We start from the raw sequence: 22,897 nt of genomic DNA, 5'->3' as shown, positions 1-22,897 counted from the left end.
GATCGAACCCATGGACTGGAATCCCGACATCCGCCCCTTCCAGGGAGCCTTCCTCCGCTGGGTGCCGAGGGCCGTCCTGCTCGGGGGCATCCCCAGCGCCCTCGCCCAGGCCCTCCTTTCCGGACCGGTGCCCCATTACCTGCTTCTCAGCTTCTGCGTGGGCTCGGTGTGCACCGTGGTCCTGTGGGGGAGCTACGAGGCGCTGAGCCCCTGGATCCTCGCCCATCCACCCCGGCTCGACCCCGGCTGGGCCGCCATCCTCTCGCTGGGCAAGTGGATGCTGGTGTACCTGGTCCTCGTCGGGGTCCTGCTCTTCACGGCCGACCACGTCCTCCACCTCCAGCTTTCGGCCTTCTTCGTCGTGACGATGGGTCTCCTGCTCTCGAGCCTGGTGGTCAGCGTGCGGAGCACCTCGTCCCAGGTGGCCATGGCCCGCGCCCTGGAGCAGTCCAGCGCCCGTGCGAACCTGCTGGCGCTCAAGTCCCAGCTCAGCCCGCACACCCTGTTCAACGCCCTGAACGCGGCCGCCTCCCTGGTCTCCAAGGCGCCGAAGGATGCGGAGCGCGCCATCGAACACCTCTCCCTCCTGCTGCGGAAGATCCTGGAGGCCCTGGAGCGGGAGAACTGGACGCTCGGCGAGGAGTTCGACCTGCTCCGCCACCTGCTGGAACTGGAGAAGCTCCGGTTCGGCGCGCGGCTGAATTTCGTCCTCGACCTGCCGGAGGCCAGCCGGGGGCGGTCCATCCCGCCCCTGCTCCTGCTGCCCCTCGTGGAGAACAGCCTCAAGCACGGCTTCCGTCCGAAAGTGGGATCCTGCAGCCTCCACCTGACGGTGGAGGGACCCCTGATCCGCCTGGTGGACGACGGGGTCGGGCGCCAGGCGGGCGCGCCCGAGGGCATCGGCCTGCGCACGGTCCGCCACCGCCTGGAAGCGATGGGCGGTCGGTTACAATGGCCGGACGTGGATTCCGGTTGTGTCGTGGAGCTGAGGCTGTGTCCCTGAACTATGCCCTGATCGAAGATGAACCCCTGGCGCGCTCCCGCGTGCAGGACATGGTGGAGGAGCTCAGGCCGGGCAGCTGCTGCCTGGGCGAGGCCGAGGACGGCATTTCGGGGCTGGCGCTCCTGCGCCGGATCCAGCCGGAGGTGCTCTTCCTGGACATCGAGTTCCCGCCCGCGGGCGCCTTCGGGCTGCTGAGGGCCGCCCGGGCCGAGAACCTGAAGCTTCCGCCCATCGTCTTCGTCACGGCCTACGGCGACCACGCCATCGAGGCCTTCCGCTGGGAGGCCTGGGACTACCTCATGAAGCCGCTGGTCACGGAACGGCTGGAGGAGACCCTGAGGCGGGTGGAAGGCCGCCTCCTGGCCCAGCCCGACGTCGCGGTGCTCCTCCAGGCCATGGAGGCCGTGCGGAAGAAGGAGGCGCCCGAGCGGTTCATCGTCACCCGGAAGGGCCGCCTGCGCGTGCTCGCCTGGAGCGACGTGAGCCACCTGTCCACCGAGAACCGCCTGCTCTTCGCCCACACCGCCGAAGGCCGCTTCCCCCTCGACCGCACCCTGGACGAGCTGGAGGCCATGCTCTCCCCGGCCTTCTTCCGCTGCCACCGGGGGGCCATGGTGGCCGTGGCGGCCATCAGGGAACTGGCCGTCGAGACCGGGGGGGGCGGCGAATTGACCACGTCCGGCGGCGAGCGCATCCCGGTGAGCCGCGAACGCATGCCCGCCCTGCGCCGGTGCCTGAACGGCTGAAGGCTGGCCATCGGCACCTGGGAACCTCGGCCATCCCTCGCATTCCCTCGCCTCAACACATGGTGCTCCGGGGTTTTTCGGCCTAACTTGGGGAGTCTGGCCACAGGAGGTCCCATGTCTTCCACTACGACGCCCCTGCTGCATATTTCCTTCGACTTTGCGGAAACGCTCCTGCTCCGGCTGGATGCTGCGGCCAAGGCGACCGGCGATCCTTCCTACCTCGAGGCCGCGAAGATCCTCCAGGCCGAGATCGACGCGCAGATCCGGATCGTCCAGCCGGAGCACTGATCTCTGCGCCAGCGGAGGCGGAGGGCATCGCCAGGCCTGGTCCTGGTGCGCGCGTCCCGCTTGACATGGCCGCCTCGATGCCGACGATGAGGCATGCGCTCACCGTCCGCCCCTCCGAGCCTACCTCGCGGCGAGGGGCCTGAGGGTTGGCGGGCGGCCCTGGCCAAGGGCGCAGGCGGGTGGCTGGCCCAGGGCAGGGCAGCGTTCATGGGCCATGGGGAGCTCTTCGGGTCCGTGGCCGCGCTCTCCGGGGGCAGCATCTCCACCTCGCTTCTGGGGGCGCTGGGCGGCCTGCTGGTGGCGCGCTTCCTCGGACCCGAGGAGACCGGCCTGTTCCGGGTCTTCACCCTTCCGATCATGTATCTCACCTTCCTTCAGCTGGGCACGTTCGACGGTATCGGGCGCCAGATCCCCTTTTACGCCGGAACGGACAGGCAGGACAAGGCCGAGGCTGCGGCCTCGGTCGCCGGCGCGTGGAACGCCGGTGTTTCGGGCCTGGCTTCCTTCGTTTTCCTGGTGTTCGCCTTCATGGCCCTTTTCCGGAATGACTTCATCGCCCTGGCGGGCTGGACGTCCCAGGCCGTTCTCTGCTGGAACGTCTATTACGGGGGCTACCTTAACGCGACCTACCGTGCGACCCACCAGTTCGTGGCCATGGCTCGGATCCAGTTCCTTCAGGCGGCCATGGGGTTCGGACTGGTCTTCATCCTGCCGTTCACGGGCATCTACGGCCTCTGCATCCGGGCTGCGCTCCCCGCCATGGCCGGAATCTGGCTCTACCACCGGTTCCGCCCCCTGAAGGTGCCGCTCCGGCTCGGCCGGGCCGCCCTGGAGGAAGTGGTGGGAATGGGCCTTCCCTACAGTTTCTGGAACGCACTCTACACCACCGTCTGGATGGCGACCGAGAGCGTCCTGATCTTCTGGCTGGGCGGGGCGGGCGGGCTCGGCCTGTTCGCCGTGGCCTCGGTTCTGCGGGAAGGCATGCTCATCGTTCCCCAGGCGGTCAACCAGGCCATGACCCCCCGCGTCGTTGCGGCCTATGCGCGTGACGGCAGTGTCAGGCTCGCCTATGCCGGGTCCCTGCCGTTCGCGATCGGACTGGCGGTCGTCATGGTGCCCCTGGTCCTCCTGGGCTCGTCCCTGCTGCCCCACCTGGTGCCCCTGGCGATCCCCCGCTACGTGGACGGGATCCCGATCATGAAGGTCTGCCTCTGGTTCTCCGTGATCAAGGCCGGCTCGTTGCCCTTGAACACGCTGTTCGCCACGGGGCGGTCGTGGCCCTATGGCCGGGGCGTCCTGGCCGGGCTGGTGGTGTTCCCGGTCAGCGCCTGCCTGCTCGGGCCGTACCTGGGCGGTACCCTGGCGGTGGTCACGGGATCCCTCCTGGGGCGTCTCGCGCGGACCCTGGCGGCCTATGCGGAAATCGCCCGGATGATGCGCCAGGAGGCGCGGGATGCGGCGTCAACCGGGAAGTAGCAGGAACTGCATCTCCTCCCGCCGGGTCAACCTCACCAGCTCCCGGTTCTCCCCGCTCTGCAGCGGATGGGCGATCTTCAACCAGGAATAGCCCGAGCCTTCACAGATCCGGAAGAACAGGTGTTCGATCAGGTGGGCGAGGGTTTCACCGGTCTGGCCCAGTTCCGGTGCGAAGTCCGTCAGGGTGAGGCCCGCGTCCAGAAGCTTGCGCAGGGACAGGGACCGGCCCCAGAACATGGATCCGGCCGGAAATTCGATCCGGCGCCGGAAGTCCAGTTCCAGGCCGATCCGGCGGTGAAACTGCACCGCCAAGTCGTAATCCGAGGTCAGGGTAGGCTGGGGTCGGATCCATTTCGGGTTCTGGGGTCCGATCATCCCGACGTTCGGCAATTCATGGAATATCTCGAATACGCTGGAAACGATCCCCGCGGATCCCACGAGCGTGTCCAGGAGGTATTTCCGCCAATGCGTGTAGGGCTTGCCGTAGGGTGACCGCTTGCCGTGGATGTGAAGGAAGAATTCATAACGGTCGAAGACGTCCGCACACGTGATGAGCATCGGGGCGATATCGCGCCCGCGGTTCTCGGCGAGCCTTACCTCGACCCGGCCCTGGTTCCAGTCCAGGAAGGCCTTTTCGATACTCCGGCGCTTCACCTCGGTGTCGGTCGTGATGAACAGATCGAAGCCGAAAGGGATGTGCAGCAGGTAGGTCCGGATCTCATCGGCCAGGGTGTCGTAGTACAGGTGGCAGACCACGGCGATCGACGGAGCGGGACGGTCCGTTCCGCCCAGCCACGGCAAGGGGGTGACCAGGGCGCTTTCATGGATCACCGAGTGGTTTGCATCCCGGCGTTGCCGGTACCGGGCCAGGAGCTGGAAGGAGACGGTCCACCAGGCGAGTTTGATGGCGCGGATCACGGCGAGGTGGATCCGGGGATGCCGGATGGCCAGGGCGGGGAAGCGCAACCGGGTAATCCGCGCGTCCAGGCGCCATTGCCGCCGGGTATGGGACCGCTGATAATCCTTGTCCACCTGCCTGACGTAGGGGGCGGGAGGAGGTTTCCCGTCCCGGACCGAGGAAAGCGCTTCGAGGATGAAACCCTTAATGGCCGAATAATCATCCGAGGGGCCGGGGGCGTCCGGGACCGGGGAACCGCAGATGCGCTCGGCGATGGCGGGCAGCTGCCCCTCGAAGGCATGGAAATCCGGGAAGCAGAGGCCCGTTCCGCAACATTCATAAAAGCCCCTGATCTTGTCCAGGGATCCTCCCGCGTAGGAGAAATGCGGCACCCCGTAGGTGTGGGCCAGGATGGCCCCATGCAGGCTGGATCCGAGAAATCCCCGGGACCCGGCGATGGCCGCGACCCTCTGCAACACAGATCCGAGGCCGGTCCCCTGGCGGGCGTACCTGAAATGGAAACGCTTTTCCAATCGGGTCAGGACCATGCCCTCGCCGCCGGTCCTGCCCATCTCCATCAGCACCACCGGGAGGCCCGTCCTCTGCTCCAGCTGCAGGAGCGCCTGCCCGATCGTCCCTACATCCGCACCCGGCGCCGCGTTGGTCTGGAAGCACAGGTACCCCGACTCCGCCAGGTTCGGGGGGACAAGCGAATCCTTCCGGCCGAGAAGCTCCGTCCGGGAATGGATGTGGGCCAAGCCACGCACCAGGTCGGGAAGCACCCGGAGGTTTGCCGGAACCAGGGCGGAGAGCCGCCTGGCCGACACGCGGTCCCGCACCGCGGCAAGGCGGAGCCGGGAGAAGCTGTTGGCAAGGTAGGCCCTGAAATCGGCCTCCAGGGCGAAGGGAACGCCCGCCATCAGGAGCACGAGCCGGGGATCCGGGCGTCGTGTCGGCGACATCAAGTGCGAGAACCCCAGGTTGGAGCCGTTCGGTCCGTAGATGGCAGCCAGGGAGCTGTCGTCATCCCGCACGATGTCACCGCCCCCGATGAAGATCAGATCGAAGGGGTTTTCCGAATCCAGCCGGTCCAGGTCGCCGAGGGGCAGGGTGCCGATCTGGTCGCGGTACAGGGTACCCTCCGGGAGTCCCTGGGGACTGAAGAAGGAGCACTCGATGGGCATTCCCCATTCGCTGCCCACTTCCGCGAGGATCCGGCTGAATACCACGGGAAACAGCAGGTCGCCCAGGTTATCCACATCGAATGTGCCGACCTGGGCGATGCGGATCATGGCAAACCCTCCACGCGCCGCTTCACCGCCCGCACAAGCTCGGCCACGAAGGCCAGAGGGGCCATCTCGCCGGTGGAGCGCCGGACCTCCGGCGGCGTCCACATCGAACTGGCGGAACCCGGCGAATGGAAGATCACGTTCACGGCGCGGCGGTGGTCGCAGGACACCCGGGGCACCGAATGCCAGGATGCATCGGAACGCACCAGCACCGCGGAATTGCCCACGACCGGGACGATTTCCTGGAACACGTCGGTTTCCAGGGGCGAGCGCAGGATGCGAAGGCCTCCCCCATCCTCGGGGGTCCAGGCCCGGTTGAAGTAGAGCACATGGGTCACCAGCTTCGCGGGCAGGTCAAGGTGCGGCCCCAGCCAGGCCCCAGGCCCATAGTCCGTGATATTGGCCTCCATCACCGCGGTCCTGAGATCCAGCCCAGTCAGGTGCATCATCGCCTGGCGGTATGCGGGTGAGAGAATATCCCCGGCCAGGCCGCGCCAAGCCGGGCTCAGGCTGGCCGCATGGGAAGGACCTTCCCGGCCCATGTGAACCAGGGAGCGGGCGCGGTACCGATAGCCCTTCTCGCCGTCGTAGCCCGCGATGTCCTTGAAATGATCCGTGGGGAAGGAGGCGAGGAGCGCATCGGCATCTCCGGGTTCGAACAGCGGTCCGATCGCGGCCCACGAAAAGGGGACCTCCTCCAGGGGATGTCCAGAAATTTTCGGGATGTTCAACATGGCAAGGGTCCTGGATGGTTGGCTCGGTGGACCTGCAAGGGAACCCTTCTGGTGCAAATTTAGCTTTGCAAAGATACGTTTCTTGTTGAATTCGTCAATACAGAACAGCCTTCGGGCGCACGGGCGGTTCTCGGACGGAATGTTGCTGGCCCGTTTGCCGGATACCCTGGTGACCAAAGCGGAGTTCCCCATGCGCCTTCGGTCCCTTCTCCCCCTGGTCCTGGCAACGGGCCTTCTCGCCTCGGTGCCTTCGTTCGTGCGGGAAGGCAAGGGGCCTGGCGTCCTGCTGGTGCACGGGCTGGGCGGGAACCGGGAGGTGTGGGCCGAGGTGGCCTGGGCCCTGGCCAAGGATCACACCGTGGTGCGGGTGGACCTGCCGGGCAGCTCAGGATCCGACGGGCCGGCCGTCGTGGACGGGGCGGCGGCCTTCGAGCCGATCGCCGGGGAACTGGCCGCCCTGGTGCGCCGGGAGCAGCTGGAGCCCTGCCTCATCGTGGGCCACTCCATGGGCGGGCCCCTGTCGGCGCTGGCGGTGCTGCGGGACCCCGGGGCCTTCCGGGGCCTGGTGCTCGTGGACAGTTTCCTGGGGGTGGTGCCGGCGGGCTTTTTCGATGGGGCGGTCAAGGCCCTGGAGGCGGACCCCCGGGGCGCCCTCCAGTCGTTCTTCAAGCCCATGACGTCAGGGGAGGCCCAGGGCGCGCGGGTGCTGGCGGAGGCCCTCCTGGTGCCGGTTCCGGCGATCCAGGCCTACCTGCGGGGCATGACCGTGGATTCCCTGAAGGGACGCCAGGGGAGCCTGAAGCTGCCGGTGGCGCACTTCAAGGCCGGGACCGAGGACCCGGACCCCGCCCGGCGCAAGGCGGCGCTGGCCTTCTTCGGTTTCCAGGACCTGCCCGACTTCCGGACCGTGGCCTTCCCCAAGGCCAGGCACTGGGTCATGTGGGACGAGCCGGCGATGTTCCTGGACGCGCTGCGGGCCTTCGATGCCGGCCTTCACCTGCGCTTGCCGAAGACCTCCAGGTAGTCCCGCACCGCCTCCGGGTCCCCCTCCCGGCGGATGGGACCGAGGAAGTCCTCGTAGCTGTGCTCCGCGAATTCGCCGCCGTGGGACATGTTGGCCAGGATGTAGCCCATGAACTCCTCCTGGCGGTGCTGGATGTACTTCTTGAAGGGGCGGGTGAGGGTTCCCAGGAGGGCGCTGTCCAGGGCCGTCCAGGTCTGCAGGCGGCTCTGGAAGCCCTTGGGGCCGCGCCAGTAGGAGTAGATCACCACCATCTTCGCGCCCACGGCGAAGGGGTTGCCCATGCGCCAGCGCTCCACCCGCCCGTCGATGAGGTAGACCCGCTTGCCGGGCTCCCGGTAGGCGAGGGTCAGGGTTCCCTTGAGCCCCCGGGTGTCGTCCACGATCAGGCCGCTGGAGGGCAGGGGGAAGGCGAAGAGCCGGGGCGCGAACTGGCACTCCCGCCACATGGCCGCCGCCAGCCGCGGGTGGTCGAACAGCTTCTCCATGGTCGACACCCGCACGTCCACCGGGGGGGTGGTCGTCTGGAAGGAGAACTGGGGCTTCCGGAGGATCTCCTCGGCCAGGATCCGGTTCGGCAGCTCCATCCTGTCCAGCGGGACCTGCCCGCAGAGGGAGGCGGTGACCAGGAGCAGGGCGAGGGAGCGGCCAGCGATATCCATCCTTTTACCCTAGCCCGATGGCCGCGCCGTCGCCATGCCGCATTCCGCACCGGTCAGTGGGCGGCCATCATCCGGTGCTGGATCTCCTCCGGCGTCAGGTCCTCCTTGTGGGTGGCGATGTGCCAGACATGGCCGAAGGGGTCCGTCAGGGAGCCGGTCCGGTCGCCGTAGAACATGTCCTCCACCTTGCGGGTCTGGGTGGCCCCGGCCTTGAGGGCCGTCTTGAACACCGCATCCACGTCCTCCACGTAGACCATGAGGGTCACCGGCGTGGCGCCGATGGTCTTGGCGGATAGGGCGTTCATCGACGGGACCTCGTCGGCGAGCATGACCCGGGAATCGCCGATCTGGATCTCGGCATGGGCGATGGTGTTGCCCGGCCCGTCCATGCGGAATTTCTCCGTCGCTCCGAAGGCCTTCTTGTAGAAGGCGATGGCCTGGGATGCGTCATGCACCACCAGGTAGGGGGTCACGGTGTGGTAGCCCTTGGGGATGGGTCGAACCTGGCCTTTCATGGGTCCTCCTTGGAGTGGGGCCGGGCCCTTGCCCAGTTCCCCGTCCTTGGATGCCGGAGGGACCGCTTGCGGGTGGGGTAGGAATCGTGATTTTTCCGGTCATGGTTCACTGTCCGTCCGCACGGTATGGAGGTCACATGACTTCGGCGTCAGGCAGGCGGGGCCCCTTCCGCGGGTTTGCGCTTCCACCAGAGGCCCGTCCACTCCGGCAGCACCACCCCGTCCCGGTCCTCGAAGTCGAAGTCCTTGCGGAAGAACCCCCGGGTCAGGGTCCGGGCCTCCTCCAGGGAGCTGAAGCGGAAGTCGGTGCGTAGGACCCGGCGCTGGAACCCCATGGCCTCCCAGTGGGCGTAGAGGGCGGCCAGGCCTTCGCCGGGCGCCCCGGGGGATGGGGTGCCGGTGCCGAGGGTCTCCAGGAGGACGGCGGCGCCGCCGGGGCGCAGGACCCGGAACAGCTCGTCCACCCACTGCCCGGTGCGCTCCGGCCAGTCTGCGGGGTGCCAGGCCACGGCGTGGCCGAAGGCCCAGCCCTCCAGGGCGAGGTCGGCCCAGCCGTCCTCGACCGGGAGGCGGCCGTGCCCGGCCACGGCCAGCGCCACGGCGGGGAAGGGGGCCAGGCCCGGCCGCGCCACCTCCAGCATGGCGGGGCTGGCGTCGAAGGCGCGGAGGGCGGCGGCATGGGGGGCCAGGATGCGGGTGAGGCGGCCGGTGCCGGCGCCGCATTCCACGATGCGCGCGCCCCGGCAGGGGGCGACGGCCTCCAGGGCGGGCAGGAGCGAACCGGCCTCGTCCTCGCAGGCGACGAGGCGGTCATAGGCGGCCGCGCGCAGGGCGTAGGTCTCCTCGTAATGGTCCCGGAACATGGCTAGGAGGCTGCCGTCTGTTCGGCGACCGTTTCCGCCTGGAGGGCGAGGGTCCGGGGATCCCCGGGATGGCGCTCCAGGATCTGGCGGTAGATCTGGTGGGCGACGTCGTACTCGCCGCCCAGGCGCTGGACCTTGGCCAGGCCCATGAGGGTGGCCTTGTCGAACCCGGAGACCAGGCTACGCTCGAACATCTCCTGGGCCCGGTCCAGGAGTCCCAGGCGCAGGAAGCAGTCCCCGGCCCGGGTCAGCACCTGCTGGCTGGGGTCCCGGCGCAGGAGCTCCTCCCAGAACGGCCGGGCCTCCTCGAAGCGGCCCAGGCCGCGCAGGCTGTCGGCCAGGCCGAAGATGGCGAAGGTGTTGCCCGGATCATGGGCCAGCGCGAGGCGGTAGCAGGCGGCGGCGCGGTCGAAGGCCTGCGCCTTGCGGTGGATGTTGCCCACCAGGGTCTGGACGTTCACCTGGGCGGGATTCAGCTCCAGCAGGGGCTCCCAGCAGGCCAGCGCCTCGGCGGGCTCGTCCGCCTTGTGGTGGAGGTCCCCCAGGCCCATGAGGGCGAAGCGGTTCCGGGGTTCCAGGGCCAGGGCCCGCCGGTAGTGGGCCACGGCCAGCTCGCGGTGGCGGGACTTCTTGTGGGCGTCGGCCAGGCGGCAGTGGGCTTCCGCGTCCACGGGGCTGGTCACCAGGTAGTGCTCCAGGATCTCGATGACCTTCCCCGTCTCGCCCAGGCCGCGGTAGGCGTCCGCCAGGGAGAGATGGGCGCGCCGGTTGGCCGGGGCGAGCTCCAGCGCCCGCGCGTAGTAGGGCACGGCCGCCTGGTAATCCCGGGCTTTCCGGCGTTCGTCACCGCACTGGAGGAGGTCTTTGGGGTTCATGGGGGACCGGGGAAGGGGCGGAATGCCGCATCCATTGGGGTTGGTTATTGGATTGCCACTAGCATAGTTGATTCCGCGGGCCGGCACTTGACTTGATGCGGGGATGATCGTCTAATTCTGTCCGCTTCGTCGCACCGGTCCCGAAGGGCGCATCCATCCGCACCTTCAACCAGAAATAACATGCGGAGGCGTGCAGGCCCACCGGGGATTTCCCAACCCTTCTTTTCCAAGGAGTTCCCCATGAAATTCCGTACCTTCGCCGTGGCCGTCCTCGCGGCCGGATCCTGCTTCGCCGCCAGTCCCTTCGACGGCACCTGGGTTCTGAACCCTGCCCGCAGCGTCTTCACGGGCGACACCTTCACCTACCAGGCCACCCCGGGGGGTGGCATCCACTTCTCCAACGGCAGCACCGCCGAGTTCGACTTCACCCTGGACGGGAAGCCCTGCGCCACGCCCTGGGGCAATCAGGTGACGTGGACCCGGGCCGGGGAGAACGCCTGGAACCGGGAGTGGACCTTCGGCGGCAAGGTGATCCAGAAGGGCCTCACCTCGGTTTCCGGCGACGGCAGGCTCCTGTCCAGCTCCTACACGGAATTCCGCCCCGACGGCTCCAAGGTGGAGTCCTCCGAAGTGTACGAGCGGGTGTCGGGAGGGCCCGGCCTCCCGGGCAAGTGGAAGAACGTCAAGAGCGTGCCCAGCACCGCGACCCTCATCGTGGCGGTTCCGGCCCCGGGCAGGATCCGGTTCGAGATGCCCGAGTACCAGATGACCGAGGAGGGTCCCACGGACGGGACGGCCATCCCGGTGATGGGGCCGACCGTCGCCAAGGGCACGACGGACGCCTGGAGGGTGGTGGACGCCGGCACGTTCAGCTTCGAGTCCCGGATGGGGGGCAAGGTGATGACCCTGGGGACCCTCGGACTGGCGGCGGACGGGAAGTCGCTGACCTTCACGTTCTGGGTGCCCGGCAAGGAGGACGAGAAGGCGACGGCCGTCTACGAGCGGAAGTAGGGGTGTGACGCGCGGTACGCCCCGGATCCGGATGCGCCCGCAGCGGGGAATCCGCCGGGGATTCCGGATACCCTGGCCAGGGAGGCGCGATGGAGGACCCCCGCAGATGGGTCGAGGACCATGTCATGAGAGACGGCGACATGCTGTTCTACGGGAACCTCTACGACGAACTTGAGGAGGCCGGGGCGGACGTCTTCTGGGAGGAACTCAAGCGCGCCGCGGCGCCCTACGCCGCCGGCGGCGGGGACCGCGCCCGCGCGGCCCAGGCGCGGGTGGACGAGACCATCCGGACCCTGCTCGCGCGGGACGCGCGGTTCGGCTATCCGGCCCCGTTCTGCCACAAGGGCTGCGCCAACTGCTGCCGCCAGCTGGTGTACTGCACCGGCGAGGAGGCCCGGGAGATCGATGCCCACTGCAGGGAGCACGGCATCCCCATCGACTACGCCAGGATCGAGCGGCAGCTGCGCTACGTGGACTTCGACGCCGCCGGGGACCACACCGGCGCCACCACCTGGGACGACCAGCCCGATGCGGACCGGTCCTGCGTGTTCCTCGGCCCGGACCGGGCCTGCGCGATCTGGCCGGTGCGGCCCCTGGTGTGCCGCGCCCAGCTGGCGGAGGGCACGGACGCGCACTGCAGGCCGCACAACGGCGTCCCGGATCCGGAGGCCGCGGGGATCACCTACGTGGAGGTGAACTACCAGATCAGCGCCATCTTCACCATCCACCGGGACTCGGTGAAGAAGACCATGGGCAGGCTCCTGCTGGATCTGCGCTAGGAGGGTGGCCCGCAAGTCCGGGACACGGACGAATACCTGGCCGGGCTCCTAACGCTTCCTGTCCTCCTCCAGCAGCGCGAAGAGCTTGTCGGTCTTGGTGCGGGGCAGGCGGAGGTTCTGGATGGCGTTGGTCACGCCCACGCCCGCGCGGGAGGCGCCTTCGCGCAGCACCTGGAGGCAGTAGGCGTTCAGGAGGTCCCGGTGGCGGGCCACGGCCTCCCGCGTGAGCAGGCGCAGGGCGGGCTTCCGGCCGGGCTCCGCGGGCTCCAGGGGCACCTCGGGCAGGGCCTGGGAGAGGGCGTCGGTGATCCTGGGGAGCCAGCTCCGCAGGTCCGGCACCACGGGCCCGCCCAGGACCAGCAGGGTGTCCATCGTGTCGAAGAACCCCAGCACCTCCTGCATGGCGGTGTCCAGGAGGCCGTCGCCCTGCTTCTGGAGGATGTTCCAGGCGATGGGGACGTTGCGGAACAGGGTGTCGCCCACGTGCAGGTGGATGGACATGGCCACGTGGAGCATGTAGAGGATGCGGAAGTTCTTCACCTCCTCGATGGGGGCCTTCAGGGCCGCGGCGCCCCGCTGGGGGCTGTTGAAGAGCAGGCCGGGGTTGATGCCCAGGACGTCCAGGAAGAAGTGGCGGTTGGCCAGGAGGTGCAGCTGGGCGTCGTTGCCCGCGGTGGACGGGTGGGTGGCGGCGATGAAGGCCAGGAGGTCGTCGAAGTAGGCGTTGTCCCGGAAGGTGGCGTGGGCGATGAGAAACAGGATGTTGCGGATCTTGAGGTCCAGGTCCCCGAAGACCACGGCGCGCTTGTTCTCGGAATACTGCGCCTTCCACCCCAGGAAGATGTCGGCCTTGAGCATCTCCAGGAACCGGAGCACCTCGCGCTCCTGGAGCAGGTTCACGGCGTTGCCCACCTCGACGGCGTTGTAGGTCCTGGGCAGGACGCTGCCGGGGTCGTCCTTCTTCAGGTAGGCCAGGGCCTCGGCGTTGGAGATGCGCCGGGGGAACACGGGCTCGATCTTGCCCAGGCCGAAGGGATAGTTCTGGATGCCCTCCAGGGCATAGGCCCCGTAGATGCTGGAGCCGGCGGTGAGGTCCTGGGCGAAGACGGCCTGCAGGCGCGCGCGGGTCTCCGGGGTGTCCTGCACCCCGAAGAGGTCCAGGTAGTTCGAGGCGAAGCCCAGGCCGAAGGCGGCGGCGGCGTCCAGCAGCTCAAGCCGGGTGGCCTGGGGGATGTCGCGGAAGGGCGGGGCCAGGTCCGGGTCGCGCAGGCACTCCAGGGTGCCGTAGGGGTCGGCCTGGAGGAGGGACCGGAGCACCTGGGCGTAGGCGCCCGGGTCCTGGCGCACGGCTTCGGGGACGAGCCGCAGGTGGTGGTGCTTCACGTGGACCTGGAAGCGGGAGCGGGCCTGTTCGAAGCGCCGCTGGAGGTCCTGGGCGCCCTCGTCTCCCCCGGAATGGTAGAGGATCTCGATCTTCTTCTGCTCCTCGAAGTCCAGGGCCGGCTGGCCGGCCAGGGCCGCCAGGACGACCGCGAGGGTATCCTCCAGCGATCCGAGGGCCGCGTGGTCCAGCAACTCCAGGGTCTTGCCCGGCTCCTCCCCCGCGCAGGCCAGGGCCGCCAGGAAGCGCCGCTCCGGGGCCAGGTCGAAGTGGGGCAGGAACTCCATGACCACCTTCGCGAGGCCGTCGCCGGGGCCCAGGAGGGCCAGGAGCCACCGGCCCTCCTCGCCCGCCGAGGCGAGGGTCCGGGTCACGGCCTTGGGGTTGTGGTTGCGGCCTTGCATGCCGTTGAGGCGCAGCTTGGGGACCTGCTCGCCGAAGGCGGCGGACCGGGCGGGATCGGCCTCCAGGTCCCGGCGCGCCTGGCGGCGGACCTCCTCCAGACGTCGGAGGGCCTCATCCTGGGTCCTGGATTGATCGAGTTCTTCCGGGGTGTTCATCCAATGCGCCTTCCTGCAACGGTGACGGGAGATGCGAACACCCAGGGTAGCAGTGCGGAGGCCTCCGGTCCCTTTTCTGCGGCGCAGGGCTATGTGATCAAAACAGGACCATTTGGCCACGCAGCGGCGGGAAGTGGTAGCCTGGGGCCCCATGACCGCCCCCTCCGCTTTCGACAAGCTCCCGCCTGGCGACGACCTGGGCCTGGGCCTGCGGTCCGGCGCCCGGCGGTGGATGAACAAGGACGGCAGCATCAACGTGCGCCGGGTGGGCCTGCCCTGGTTCCGCCCCTACGAGCTGTACCATCGGCTCATCACCATGGGGGGCGCCCGGTTCCTGGCCCTGCTCTTCCTGGGCTACCTGCTCACCAACCTGGTGTTCGCCGGCGTCTACCTGGCGGTGGGCATGGAGCACTTCATACGGCCCGGGGGGAGCGGATTCGTGGACAGGCTGCTGGACGCCTTCTTCTTCAGCGCCCAGACCCTGACCACCGTGGGTTACGGGCACATCAGCCCGCAGAGCCACCTGGCCAGCGCCGTGGCGGCCCTGGAGTCCCTGCTGGGGCTCCTGAGCTTCGCCCTGGCCACCGGGCTGCTCTACGGCCGCTTCTCCCGCCCCCACGCCCAGATCCGCTTCAGCCGGCATGCCCTGGTGGCCCCCTACCGCGGCGGCAGCGGCTTCATGTTCCGGTTCGTGAACAAGCGCAGCAACCAGCTCATCGAGGTGGAGGCGACCGTGGTCCTCTCGCGGCTGGACCCGGAGACCGGCACGCGGCGCTTCCACACCCTCGCGCTCGAGCGGAGCCGCATCAACCTGTTCCCCGCCAACTGGACGGTGGTGCACCCCATCGATGACGCCAGTCCCCTCGCCGGCATGGACGATGCCGCCCTGCGAAAAATTAATGCGGAATTCATTGTCCTGGTTAAGGCCTTCGATGACACGTTCTCCCAGACCATCTACCAGCGCACGTCCTACACCGCCGAAGAGGTGCTGTGGGGGCCGCCGTTCACGCCCATGACGCGTCCCGCGGCGGATGGCGCCCTGGAGCTGGACATCGACCTGGTGGACGGGGTGGCGGGCTGATCCTGCCGGGTTGACACGGCACCTCAGGGGCCGATACTACCCGTGCTCCATCCGACGCGGGCCCCCGCCCGCTGAGTCAGCCCCCGGCCACGGGGGTTTCTGTTTTTCGGGACCGTTTGTAGGATTCCGATCCGCCAGGTGAGACTGCCATGAACGAGAAGCGAACATCCTCCGAGACCGTGCGCTGCAACTGGTGCTTCCTCATCAACCCCGGCAGCGGCTGGATCGCCGAGCGCCGGAGGAAGGCGGCCGGACGGTACGCCAACGTGATCTGCAGGAAGTGCGTGAACTTCTTCTTCGGCGGGGTGGTCCCTTCCACCGACATGCGGGGCGTCCGGATCCGGGTCAATTGAGGGATTTCCTGAAGGTGTAGGACCGGATGACCCCGTCCGGGCCCGTCCGGACGTTCAGGTAGCGCGTCCGGGACTGCGGCGCCTGCCGCAGGGCCACAGGCGCCGGCGTGCCGGGGGCGACCCGGGGTCCCTCGAACGCATGGATGAAGCCGTTGCCCGGGCCCATCTGGATGGGGGCGGGCCGGTTCTCGATGTTCTGCGGCGCGGCGGGAGCCGCGGGCGGGACGGGGGCCGAGGCCACGTCCACGATCTCGAAGACATAGGTCGCGCCATCGGCTTCCTGCCGGACCAGGCTGGGCCGGAGGGCGCTGTGCGACAGGAAGGCCTGGATCCCCTTGCCCACGTAAGGATCGATCTCGGGATGGGGACGGGCGCAGGCCAGTCCCAGCAGGGCTAGGGCAGTCAACCATCGGACCATGGGGCGCTCCATTCCCGGGCGCTCGTGCGTCCGTATCCTCAGTGTGCCACGGTCAGGCGCGGGGGACGGCGCGCCGGTCATGGCCGGGCTGGAAGGTATCCAGGTGGGGGCGCTCCTGGCGGCTCCACTCGGGCAGCTGGCCCGCCGGCATGGGCCGCGCCAGGAAGTAGCCCTGGCCGCAGTTGCAGCCCAGGCTCTTGAGGACGTTCCAGCCCTCCTGGGTCTCGATGCCCTCGGCGACGGTGTGCAGCCGCAGGTCGCGGGCCAGCCGGAGGAGGCTCTTGGCCAGGATGGCGTGCTTCTTGGACTTCCCCAGCTCCCGGGTCACGGACATGTCGATCTTGAGTTCGGTGAAGGGGATGCGCTCGAGCTGCTCATAGGTGGCGTAGCCGGTGCCGAAGTCGTCGATGCTCAGGCGGAAGCCGCGCATGCGCAGGCGGGCCAGGTTCGAGAGGGAGTGGCCCAGGTTGGCGGTGCTGGCCGATTCCGTCACCTCCAGCACCATCTTCTCCGGTTCGAGGGAGTGGGCCGAGACCGCGTCGAAGATCCGGTCCGCGAACCCCTCGGTGCTCAGGGAGGACGCCGACAGGTTCACGGAGAAGTCCGGATCGATGCCGTCCTTCTGCCATTGGGCCCGCTTGGCGGCGATGTTCTGGAGGATCTGGAGGGTCAGCTCGGACATGGCCTCCGGGGACTCTTCCAGCTGGGGAAGAAAGCGGCCGGGGCGCAGCAGGCCCAGCTCGGGATGCTGCCAGCGGATCAGCGCCTCCACGCCCTTCATCCGGTTGTCCTGCATGGACACCTGCGGCTGGAAGTAGCACTCGAATTCCTGGTTGCGCATGCCGGTCCGGATGTCCTGCAGGGGCAGGGTCTCGTGGCCGGGGGCCCGGGGGCCCGAGGCGGCCAGGCCCTCCGTGAAGTCCTGGGACGCCAGGAGGTTCACCAGGTCCTGCAGGGTGGCTGGCTTGGACAGGACCCCGACGCAGGGGAAACCGTAGCTCCGGGACATGTGGCGAACGGTCTCGATGATGCCGGTCTCAAGCCCGCTGGTGATCACGAGCTGAGGGGTCAGCCCCAGGCCGGCGATCCGCCCGATCAGGGCCACGCCGTCCATGCGGGGCATCTGCAGGTCGCAGAGGATCAGGTGGAAGTCCGGTTCCTCCGCCAGGATGCCCAGGGCCTCGATGCCGTCGGCGGCCTCGGTCACCTGGGCCGGGCCCAGCTTGCGCACCATGGCGGTGAGCTGCAGCCGCGCCATGCGGCTGTCGTCGATCACCAGCACCTTGCGGTCCTGGATGCACGGGCAGTGCAGGTCGGTGCCGTTGCCCAGGAAGTCCTCAGGTTGCGTCATGGTCGATATCCATTTGGTGAGCGAGGGCCACCGGTTCGTCATCGGACAGATCGTCGGGCCCTGCACCCAGCATAACGATTGTCTGTGCGGCTGTCAGGCTTGGAATTTCAGCAAGTGTACAACCGGAAAGGTCATGAACGCCGGCGCGCCGTGAATAATCCGTGGCCCGGCCCGGGTACCTTCCGTTAAGCTTCTTTCCATCCGTTCGCCTACTGGAGTTCCAATGAGCCGTCGCCACAGGCATACCCCCCGCATCGGCGGCAGCGCCCCCGAACGCCGCAAGACCCTGTTCGACCGCCGCCAGCGCAGCCCCATGTACCGCTTCGTTTATGGACTTACGCTGCTTCCGCTGGGGCGCCTCCTGAACGTGATCTCGGGCGGCCGGGTTCCTGTACGGGCGGGCGACAACTGAAGCTTGCCCCGGGACCTCCACCTGGCCTACCGTGAGGTCGAGGACCGTCCATGCGCTTCCTTCCAGCCCTGTTCGAGAACAACCGCAGGTGGGCCCGCGAGCAGGTGGCGCGGGACCCGGCCTTCTTCTCCCGGCTCTGCGCGCTCCACGCGCCCGAGCACCTGTGGATCGGGTGCGCGGACAGCCGGGTGCCCGCCAACGAGATCGTCGGCCTGGCGCCCGGAGAGCTGTTCGTGCACCGGAACATCGCCAACCTGGTGCTGCCGGAGGACCCCAACTGCCAGGCGGTGCTTCAGTTCGCTGTGGAGGAGCTGGGCGTCTCCCACGTCATGGTCACCGGCCACTACGGCTGCGGCGGCGTCCAGGCCGCCTTCGGCCCCCCCGCCCGGGAGCCCCTGGAAGGCTGGATCCAGCACCTGCGCCGCCTGAGGCGGGCCCACGCCTCCGACCTGGCCGCCCTGCCGGATGACGCCGCGCGCCTGCGGCGGCTCTGCGAGCTCAATGTCATCGCCCAGGTGGCCACCCTCCGCCGCCTGCCGGTCCTGCTCGGCGCCTGGGAGCGGGGCCACCAGGTGACCCTTCACGGCTGGATCTATGACCTGGGGGACGGGTTGATCCGGGATCTCCAGGTGAGTTGCGACGGGCCGGCGGCCTGAATTCTCAATATCGGGCCCGTCCGCACCGATAAATTGGCAACCGAGTACGCTTCATCACTTGGAGCCGATTTTGCTGTTTTCCCGACGGACCCGTTCCCTTCGCACCTACCTGTTCCTGGGCCTGGGTTCCCTGGGCTTGGCCTTCCTCTTGGTTTCCCTGGAGTTGCGGAACTTCGTCCACCCCCAGCTGGTGGAGGAGGTGAATGCCCAGGGGCGGTCGCTGGTGCGGTACCGGGCCCAGCAGGAGCTCCTGGTGGTGCTCCTGGAGCAGGAGGCCGATCTGCGGAGCTTCCTGGGGAGCGGCGACCAGGCCTACCTGGAGGCCTACGCCACGCGGGGACGGAATACGGAAGAGCCCCTCCGGGCCCTGCGCGGGAACCTGCCCGAGAACGCGGGCCCCGCGGACCGGGGGCAGATGGACCGCCTGGCGTTCCTCATCACCCAGTGGCAGGACAAGGCGGCCGTCCCCCTCATCCGGCAGCGCCTCCAGGGCCCCCTGAAGGACCTCCAGGGCGCCCTGACCCAGGAGAACCGCGCCTTCGGCGCCGTGAAGGCGGCCAGCGCCCAGCTCACCCGGCTCCTGGACGCCAGGGACGAGGAGCGGTTCCAGGGCATCGAGGGCACCCTGGCCTACGCCCGCTGGCTGGGCTACTCCACGGAGACCGGGCTCTTCATCACCGCGCTGCTCTTTGCCCGCTGGCTCCTGCTGCGGGTGTCGGTGCCCCTGGCCGACCTGGCCGAGCAGGCGAGAGCCGGCGACGGCTATTCGGAGCCCGGCGAAAATCAGCCGGTCAAGGAGGTAGAGATCCTGGGCAGGGCCCTCTTCGAGCTCGATGTGCGGAACCGGGAGCGGGAGAGCCTTCTGCGCCGGGAGCATGACGAGGCCCTGGCCACCCGGGCCTTCGAGGAACTCGTGCAGCGCCTGACCCGGGAGGACGACCTGCTGGCGGCCCTCGACCAGGCCCTGGCGCGCCAGGTGCAGTCCAGCGCCCAGCGCATCCTCCTGCATCCGGACGAAGGCCAGGGCCTGGTCCCGGCCCTCCCGGCCATGACCGCGGAGGAGGCGGCCCGCCACCCGGTGCTCGCCGAGGCGGACCACTGCCGCGCCTTCCGGCAGTCCACCCCCGTGAGCCTGGCGAGCGATGCCGCCACGGCCTGCGTCTGCCCCCTGGGCGTCCCCCAGGGGGGGGCCTACGCCTGCCTGCCCATGGTGGCCTCGGGGCGGATCCTGGGCCTGGTGAACCTGCAGGCGAGGAACCCGGGGCACTGGACCCCGGAGCGCCTCCGCATCGCCACGGCCCTGGTGGGGGCCGCCACGTCGGCCTTCCAGGGCATCCGTGCCCTGGATCTGGCCCGGGAGCGGGCCCTGCGGGACGGCCTCACCGGCGTGTTCAATCGCCGGTTCCTGGACGAGTTCCTGCCCAAGACCTTCGACCAGTGCCAGCGGAACGGACTGCCGTTCTCGCTGCTCATGATGGACATCGACCATTTCAAGGCCTTCAACGACGAGTTCGGCCACGAAGGCGGGGACCAGGTGCTGCGCCTGTTCGCCCAGTGCCTCCAGGCCCATGTGCGCAGCGGCGACGTGGTGGCCCGATACGGGGGCGAGGAGTTCGCCATCCTCCTCCCGCACGCCGGGGCGGCGTTCGCGCTGGCCCTGGCGGAGCGCCTGCGGATCATCGTCCAGGCGCTCGAACTGCCGGAAGGGGCCTTTCCCCCGGGGCGGCACATCACCATGAGCGTCGGCCTGGCGAGTTACCCCGAGCACACGCGCAGCCAGGAGGCGCTCATCACCCTGGCGGACCAGGCCCTCTACCAGGCCAAGGGACAGGGACGGAACCGCACGGTGAGCGCGGGCGCCCTGGGTACCGAGCTGCCTGCCTGACGGACGTGAGGACGAGGTATATTAGTAATCATGAAAATACTCATCTTCCTCCTCCTCGCGGCCTGCCTGGGCCTTTCCGCGGCCGGCCCCGTGCTGGTCATGAGCTTCGACGGGCTGGGGGCCACCCAGTTCACGGCCGAAACCATGCCCCGCTTCTGGGCGCTCAGCCAGAAAGGCCAGCGGGGTGAAGGGCGCCCGCCCTTCCCGGCCACCACCTTCAACGGCCACGCCACCCTGGCCACGGGCTGCTGGCCGGAGCACCACGGCATCGTGGCCAACGGATTCATCGATCCCGAACTGGGGCTGGTCGGCCATTCCGCCCGCGCCACGTACCTCCAGCGGGAGCCGCTGTGGGTGGCCGCCACCCGCAGCGGCGTTCGCACGGCCGTCTATGGCTGGCCCTGCGGCGACGCCCCCTGGCAGGGCGTCGCCCCCTGGCGACTCGAGGCCTACAGGGACGGCGTGCCCGACAGCGCGGCCCTGGACTTCACGGAGAAGGCGCTCCAGGACGGGGCCCTCCTGGTCATGACCTACCTGTCCGGCACCGATGCCGAGGGCCACTACAACGGGCCCGCGAGCCCGGAGGTGCGGCGCAAGCTCGGGACGATCGACGCGGAGATCGCGCCGCGGGTGGAGCGGATGCTGGCCGACCACCCGGGCCTGCGCATCCTCCTCCTGGCCGACCACGGCATGGCGGCCATGGGGCGGCGGATGGACATCCGGCCCCTGCTGGGCCAGCCCGCCACGGTGATCGCCCACGGAGGCAGCGCCTACGCCTACCTGAAGGCCCCGGTGTCGGACGAGGCGATGCGGGCCCTGGCCGCGGCAGGCCTGAAGGCCTGGCGCCGCGCGGACCTGCCGGCGGAGTTCCACCTGGCCGCCAACCCGCGCATCGGCGATCTCATCGTGGAGGGCCCGGCGGGAACCTGGATCGCGTCCGCCACGTCACCGCTGGCGGGCGAGAAGGAGAAGATCGGCCGGGTCGGCGCCCATGGGTTCGATGCCGGGACCCCGCTCATGAACACCTGGCTGGTGGCCCTGGGCACCAGCCGGACGACCGCACTGCCTGCCGTTCCCCTCTGGGACATCGCCCCGACCGTGGCCTCATGGCTGGACATCCATTGGGCAAAGCAACCGGACGGACAGGTCGTGGAAGGCCTGCGCTAGTGTAGGCCGCCAGAAATACCTGTAACGCCAATACAGCTCGTCGCATCCAAGCGGCAGGTGAGAACTTTGGCGCGAGTGGGGCGAGTTGATCTAACTGTGGAGCAATTCAGACGCCTTGAGGAAATGGCGCGGAGCCGGACCTTGCCTGCGCGCAGCGTCCTGCGGGCAGATCCGTCCCGGAACTCGAAGCAGCGATCCACACCTATATCGCGAGACACAATGCCGCTCCGAAACCATTTGTTTGGACCGCGTCCGCGAACGATATCCTCGCCAAGGTGACACGAGCACGGCAGGCCCTCGCGGCCATTCGGACGGCCTCTGCCAAGGGTTGACGGCGAACCTGCCTTTTTCTTTTCCTCGGTATCCTCGGCCTCCTCGGCGCCTCGGCGATGGCTTTCTCAAGCATCAGTCGGCGCAAAGATTACATGCGCCGAAGCACCCGTCGAAAAGCCCATCGCCGAGGCGCCGCACCTACAAGGAATTGTGCGTCGAGAATGCCTACATCATGGATATCGAGGTGGACCACAAGGTGGTCGTCGAGGCGAAGGCCATTGCGAAGTTTTCGGAGGCCGACTTCGCCCAACTGAATAGCTGCCTCCACTTTGCAAATTTCGAGGTGGGCCTGCTGATCAATTTTCATAACTGGCCCCTCAAGGACGGGGGCATCAAGCGACTCGTCAACACCAAGCCCTGAACTGGACCCGAGGCGAAGGGGGGGGACAAGGTGTTACCTGTTCTTCTGGCGGCCTACACTAAATCGTGCCGAGATACTTCCGGACGGCTTCATCCGTGCGGGTGATACGCATGCCCGCCTGCCTGCATGTCTGCAGGGCCTCGGGTGCCGTCATGCCGCGGTCCAGCACCAGCCAGGGGCAGATGGCCGCGGCGGCCCGGTTGCCGGTGGCGCAGTGGACGAGGACGCGGGAACCGGCGGGCAGTCCCTGGAGGATGGCGCGGATGGAGACGAAGTCCGGGGCCGGCGGCGCCTCGGCAAGGGCATAGCGCATGTAGACCGAGCCCAGTTCCTGGATGCGCTCGTTCTCCAGGATCCCCTCGGGGCCCAGCTCGGCGTCGTTGCGGAAGTCGATGACGTGCGTGATGTGGCGCTGCTTGACCAGCTTGTAGAGGTCGGACGTGGGGGGGCCGTTGAGGATGAAAAGGCCCGGGCGAAGCTCCACCAGGACGGTGCGGGGGGGCTCGGGAGCCGCCAGGGCCGGTTGGAGGAGGAGGGCGAGTGCGAGGGGGAGCATGTGCACCTATGGGGAGCCGAGGGGCTTCGGTTGTCCAGTCCATGCCGGTCCCGGGAGCTGACCTCGGACTGACTGCGCAGGAAAGGTCAGGCGGTTCGCCTGATCTCACCTTACTTATCGGCGATTCAAGGAGTGAGTTGACGATAATTTTCCCATGAATCCTGGAAACCGAATCGAAATTGAAGTAAATCCGCCTTGCTGCCGAATCAAAAATTGAGACAGC

Annotated in this window: 24 protein-coding genes and 1 pseudogene; 15 read left to right on the top strand and 10 right to left on the bottom strand. The window is 68.4% G+C overall.

The genetic code is table 11. The features are described 5' to 3' along the window. Positions 1-10: 10 nt before the first annotated feature. From RAH40_RS05215 to RAH40_RS05200, 4 genes are all read left to right on the top strand, one after another. Complete coding sequence (locus RAH40_RS05215) at positions 11-1,003, top strand: sensor histidine kinase (RefSeq protein WP_306601025.1); 993 nt, start codon at positions 11-13, stop codon at positions 1,001-1,003. Then, positions 994-1,749 carry a LytTR family DNA-binding domain-containing protein gene (locus RAH40_RS05210; RefSeq protein WP_306601024.1) on the top strand — a complete coding sequence of 252 codons (756 nt, stop codon included), beginning with the start codon at positions 994-996 and terminating at the stop codon, positions 1,747-1,749. The genes RAH40_RS05215 and RAH40_RS05210 overlap by 10 nt, the downstream gene beginning before the upstream one ends. Positions 1,750-1,863: 114 nt before the next feature. Beyond that, a complete protein-coding gene (locus RAH40_RS05205) occupies positions 1,864-2,037 on the top strand; it encodes a hypothetical protein (protein ID WP_306601023.1) in 174 nt (57 codons plus the stop codon). A gap of 93 nt (positions 2,038-2,130) precedes the next feature. Beyond that, positions 2,131-3,513, top strand: coding sequence for a lipopolysaccharide biosynthesis protein (locus RAH40_RS05200; protein WP_306601022.1), 1,383 nt, complete (start codon positions 2,131-2,133; stop codon positions 3,511-3,513). Here the strand turns inward: RAH40_RS05200 and RAH40_RS05195 are convergent. Next, a complete protein-coding gene (locus RAH40_RS05195; RefSeq protein WP_306601021.1) occupies positions 3,499-5,703 on the bottom strand; it encodes a rhamnan synthesis F family protein in 2,205 nt (734 codons plus the stop codon). The genes RAH40_RS05200 and RAH40_RS05195 overlap by 15 nt on opposite strands. Next, entirely contained in the window at positions 5,700-6,434 is a 735-nt protein-coding gene (locus RAH40_RS05190) for a 2OG-Fe(II) oxygenase (protein WP_306601020.1), read from the bottom strand. The genes RAH40_RS05195 and RAH40_RS05190 overlap by 4 nt, the downstream gene beginning before the upstream one ends. A gap of 190 nt (positions 6,435-6,624) precedes the next feature. Here RAH40_RS05190 and RAH40_RS05185 point away from each other — a divergent pair, with 190 nt between their 5' ends. Continuing rightward, on the top strand, positions 6,625-7,458 hold the full coding sequence (locus RAH40_RS05185) for an alpha/beta fold hydrolase (RefSeq protein ID WP_306601019.1): 834 nt from the start codon (positions 6,625-6,627) through the stop codon (positions 7,456-7,458). Here the strand turns inward: RAH40_RS05185 and RAH40_RS05180 are convergent. The 4 genes from RAH40_RS05180 to RAH40_RS05165 form a co-directional block, all read right to left on the bottom strand. Continuing rightward, positions 7,428-8,117 carry a hypothetical protein gene (locus RAH40_RS05180; protein ID WP_306601018.1) on the bottom strand — a complete coding sequence of 230 codons (690 nt, stop codon included), beginning with the start codon at positions 8,115-8,117 and terminating at the stop codon, positions 7,428-7,430. The genes RAH40_RS05185 and RAH40_RS05180 overlap by 31 nt on opposite strands. 53 nt (positions 8,118-8,170) lie before the next feature. Continuing rightward, positions 8,171-8,632, bottom strand: coding sequence for a VOC family protein (locus RAH40_RS05175; protein ID WP_306601017.1), 462 nt, complete (start codon positions 8,630-8,632; stop codon positions 8,171-8,173). A 149-nt stretch (positions 8,633-8,781) separates the two neighbouring features. Then, positions 8,782-9,495, bottom strand: coding sequence for a class I SAM-dependent methyltransferase (locus RAH40_RS05170; RefSeq protein WP_306601016.1), 714 nt, complete (start codon positions 9,493-9,495; stop codon positions 8,782-8,784). 2 nt (positions 9,496-9,497) lie between these two features. Then, positions 9,498-10,370, bottom strand: coding sequence for a lipopolysaccharide assembly protein LapB (locus RAH40_RS05165; RefSeq protein ID WP_306601015.1), 873 nt, complete (start codon positions 10,368-10,370; stop codon positions 9,498-9,500). 240 nt (positions 10,371-10,610) lie between these two features. On the opposite strand from RAH40_RS05165, the gene RAH40_RS05160 reads away from it, so the two are divergent. Continuing rightward, complete coding sequence (locus RAH40_RS05160; protein ID WP_306601014.1) at positions 10,611-11,381, top strand: hypothetical protein; 771 nt, start codon at positions 10,611-10,613, stop codon at positions 11,379-11,381. A gap of 125 nt (positions 11,382-11,506) precedes the next feature. Then, positions 11,507-12,160 (top strand): YkgJ family cysteine cluster protein, encoded by a 654-nt coding sequence (locus tag RAH40_RS05155; RefSeq protein WP_306601013.1) that lies wholly within the window; start codon positions 11,507-11,509, stop codon positions 12,158-12,160. Positions 12,161-12,208: 48 nt separating this feature from the next. Here RAH40_RS05155 and RAH40_RS05150 read toward each other — a convergent pair whose 3' ends face one another. Further along, a complete protein-coding gene (locus RAH40_RS05150; RefSeq protein WP_306601012.1) occupies positions 12,209-14,101 on the bottom strand; it encodes a hypothetical protein in 1,893 nt (630 codons plus the stop codon). Positions 14,102-14,252: 151 nt separating this feature from the next. Here RAH40_RS05150 and RAH40_RS05145 point away from each other — a divergent pair, with 151 nt between their 5' ends. Both RAH40_RS05145 and RAH40_RS05140 read left to right on the top strand, forming a co-directional pair. After that, a complete protein-coding gene (locus RAH40_RS05145; RefSeq protein WP_306601011.1) occupies positions 14,253-15,182 on the top strand; it encodes an ion channel in 930 nt (309 codons plus the stop codon). Positions 15,183-15,331: 149 nt separating this feature from the next. Next, positions 15,332-15,535, top strand: coding sequence for a hypothetical protein (locus RAH40_RS05140; protein ID WP_306601010.1), 204 nt, complete (start codon positions 15,332-15,334; stop codon positions 15,533-15,535). On the opposite strand, the gene RAH40_RS05135 is transcribed toward RAH40_RS05140, so the two are convergent. Both RAH40_RS05135 and RAH40_RS05130 read right to left on the bottom strand, forming a co-directional pair. Beyond that, entirely contained in the window at positions 15,528-15,953 is a 426-nt protein-coding gene (locus tag RAH40_RS05135; RefSeq protein ID WP_306601009.1) for a hypothetical protein, read from the bottom strand. The genes RAH40_RS05140 and RAH40_RS05135 overlap by 8 nt on opposite strands. Before the next feature lie 52 nt (positions 15,954-16,005). Continuing rightward, entirely contained in the window at positions 16,006-17,304 is a 1,299-nt protein-coding gene (locus tag RAH40_RS05130) for an EAL domain-containing protein (RefSeq protein WP_306601008.1), read from the bottom strand. 223 nt (positions 17,305-17,527) lie between these two features. Between RAH40_RS05130 and RAH40_RS05125 the strand changes: the two genes are divergently transcribed. The 6 genes and pseudogenes from RAH40_RS05125 (at position 17,528) to RAH40_RS05105 (ending at position 22,118) form a co-directional block, all read left to right on the top strand. Then, positions 17,528-17,716 (top strand): hypothetical protein, encoded by a 189-nt coding sequence (locus RAH40_RS05125; protein ID WP_306601007.1) that lies wholly within the window; start codon positions 17,528-17,530, stop codon positions 17,714-17,716. Between the two features lie 50 nt (positions 17,717-17,766). Then, positions 17,767-18,372: a carbonic anhydrase gene (locus RAH40_RS05120; protein ID WP_306601006.1), complete on the top strand. Its 606-nt coding sequence runs from the start codon at positions 17,767-17,769 to the stop codon at positions 18,370-18,372. 70 nt (positions 18,373-18,442) lie between these two features. After that, positions 18,443-20,257: a diguanylate cyclase gene (locus tag RAH40_RS05115; RefSeq protein WP_306601005.1), complete on the top strand. Its 1,815-nt coding sequence runs from the start codon at positions 18,443-18,445 to the stop codon at positions 20,255-20,257. Positions 20,258-20,287: 30 nt separating this feature from the next. Next, entirely contained in the window at positions 20,288-21,424 is a 1,137-nt protein-coding gene (locus tag RAH40_RS05110; protein ID WP_306601004.1) for an alkaline phosphatase family protein, read from the top strand. 152 nt (positions 21,425-21,576) lie between these two features. Then, positions 21,577-21,756: pseudogene (locus tag RAH40_RS23020) on the top strand (IS630 family transposase); the annotation flags it as partial. Further along, positions 21,753-22,118, top strand: coding sequence for a GxxExxY protein (locus RAH40_RS05105; RefSeq protein ID WP_306601003.1), 366 nt, complete (start codon positions 21,753-21,755; stop codon positions 22,116-22,118). The pseudogene RAH40_RS23020 and the gene RAH40_RS05105, both read left to right, overlap by 4 nt. A 58-nt stretch (positions 22,119-22,176) precedes the next feature. Here RAH40_RS05105 and RAH40_RS05100 read toward each other — a convergent pair whose 3' ends face one another. After that, positions 22,177-22,674, bottom strand: a complete 498-nt coding sequence (locus tag RAH40_RS05100; protein ID WP_306601002.1) for a hypothetical protein — start codon at positions 22,672-22,674, stop codon at positions 22,177-22,179. Positions 22,675-22,897 lie beyond the last annotated feature (223 nt).

Origin of the sequence: Geothrix sp. 21YS21S-2, from assembly GCF_030846775.1 — a bacterium.
Lineage (GTDB): Bacteria > Acidobacteriota > Holophagae > Holophagales > Holophagaceae > Mesoterricola.
This window is presented reverse-complemented; position numbering and strand designations above follow the sequence as displayed.